A 1,967-nucleotide genomic window follows, 5' to 3' on the forward strand; every position below is an offset into this window, starting at 1 on the left:
GGCCCGGGCGGGGTCAGTGCGGGGCGCCGCGCCAGCCGGTGACGGGCAGCGCGAACTTCGCGACCAGCCGGTCCGTGAACGAGGCGTGGTGCAGGCGGGCCAGCCGGACCGGGACGGCCCCCCGGCGTACCTCCACCCGGGCCCCTGCGGGCAGTTCCACCGACCGTCGGCCGTCGCACCACAGCACGCCGTTCGGCGTCTGCGGCTGGACCTCCACGGCGAGCACCGAGTTCGGCGAGGCCACCAGGGGCTTGGCGAAGAGGGCGTGCGCGCTGATCGGGACCATCAGCAGCGCCTCCACCTCCGGCCACACCACCGGTCCCCCGGCCGAGAAGGCGTAGGCGGTGGAGCCGGTCGGCGTGGCGCACACGACGCCGTCACCGCCGAACGCGGACACCGGCCGACCGTCGACCTCGGTGACGACCTCGATCATGCGTTCCCTGGCTGCCTTCTCCACCGACGCCTCGTTGAGTGCCCAGTCCGTGTACACCGGGTGGCCGTCCGCGCCGCCGTTGCGGATCAGCACGTCGAGGGTCATGCGTTCCTCGACCTCGTAGTCCCGGGCCACGACCCGGGCCACCACCTTGTCCAGGTCGTCCCGTTCGGCCTCGGCGAGGAACCCGACCCGGCCGAGGTTGACGCCGAGCATCGGCACGCCGGAGGCGCGGGCGAACTCCGCGCCGCGCAGCAGGGTGCCGTCGCCGCCGAGCACGATCAGCAGCTCGCAGCCGCGCAGGATGTCCGGACCGACGGGCACGCTCGCGACCTGCGGAGGCAGCGGCAGGTCCCGTGCCTCCTCGTCGAGCACACGCACTCCGACGTTGTTCTGGAGCAGCCCCTGCACGACCAGTTCGGCGCTGCGGATAGCCGCCGGCCGGCCGGTGTGCGCGAGCAGGAAGACGGTGCGGTCACTGTCGGGTGTGGTCACTGGGGGCCCTCCGCAACGGCACGGTCGACGTCAGCCGGGTCGAGGTCGGGCGCCCCGGCACGCAACCACAGGAAGTATTCGACGTTGCCGGAGGGTCCCGGCAACGGGCTCGCGGTGACGCCCCGCACGCCCAGGCCGAGCGCGGCGGCACGGTCGGCGACCGCGCGGACCGCCTCCGCCCGCAGCTGCGGGCTGCGTACGACGCCGCCGCTGCCGAGCCGTTCCCTGCCGACCTCGAACTGCGGTTTCACCATCAGGGTGAGGTCCGCGTCCGGCGTGCAGCATGCCACCAGGGCCGGCAGCACCAGCCCCAGGGGGATGAACGACAGGTCACCCACGACAAGTTCCACCGGCTGCCCTCCGAGCGTCTCGACTGTCAGCTCCCGGACGTTGGTACGGTCGCGGACAGTGACACGTTCATCGTTGCGCAGCGGCCAGGCGAGCTGTCCGTAACCGACGTCCACCGCCACCACGTGGGCCGCTCCGGCGCGCAGCAGCACGTCGGTGAAGCCCCCGGTGGACGCTCCGGCGTCGAGTGCGCGGCGGCCGGCGACCCGCAGTCCGAGCGGGGTGAACGCGGCGAGCGCCCCGGCGAGTTTGTGCCCGCCACGGGAGACGTAGTCGGGATCGTCGGCGTCGTCCCGGACGACGATCGCCGCGCTGGTCTCCACCTGGGTGGCGGACTTCGCCGCCGTGGTGCCGCCGACGGTGACGCGGCCGGCGGCGATGAGCTGCCCGGCGTGGTCGCGGGAGCGGGCCAGTCTGCGGCGCACCAGTTCCGCGTCGAGTCGGCTGCGGCGTGGGCGTGATACGGCCACCTGCGGTTCAGCTCCCGGGGTCGTGCTGGTCGAGGGCGGTCAGCGTGGAGCGCAGACCACGGTGCACATCCTCGTACACCTCGAGATGACCGGAGACGGCGAGGTGGTCGGCGTCCGCGAGCCGGTTGAGCTGCGCGTCCACCTCGGCGTGGCCGGTGGGCACGGTCGCCGGGCGCGGGAGCTGGGCGGGGGCGTCCGGGTGCCCGTCCGCGGGGGTCGCG

The 1,967-nt window shown here is 73.9% G+C and carries 2 protein-coding genes and 1 pseudogene; all 3 read right to left on the bottom strand.

The window, feature by feature from the left end:
• Nucleotides 1–13 precede the first annotated feature (13 nt).
• Nucleotides 14–928 carry an NAD kinase gene (locus ACYVE9_RS24815; RefSeq protein ID WP_461030134.1) on the bottom strand — a complete coding sequence of 305 codons (915 nt, stop codon included), beginning with the start codon at nucleotides 926–928 and terminating at the stop codon, nucleotides 14–16.
• Nucleotides 925–1,746, bottom strand: coding sequence for a TlyA family RNA methyltransferase (locus tag ACYVE9_RS24820; RefSeq protein WP_461030135.1), 822 nt, complete (start codon nucleotides 1,744–1,746; stop codon nucleotides 925–927). Before ACYVE9_RS24820 ends, ACYVE9_RS24815 begins: the two co-directional genes overlap by 4 nt.
• A gap of 7 nt (nucleotides 1,747–1,753) precedes the next feature.
• Nucleotides 1,754–1,967 (bottom strand): annotated as a pseudogene (locus tag ACYVE9_RS24825) (hypothetical protein); the annotation flags it as partial.

The sequence above is a fragment of the Streptomyces sparsus genome (genome assembly GCF_054776295.1).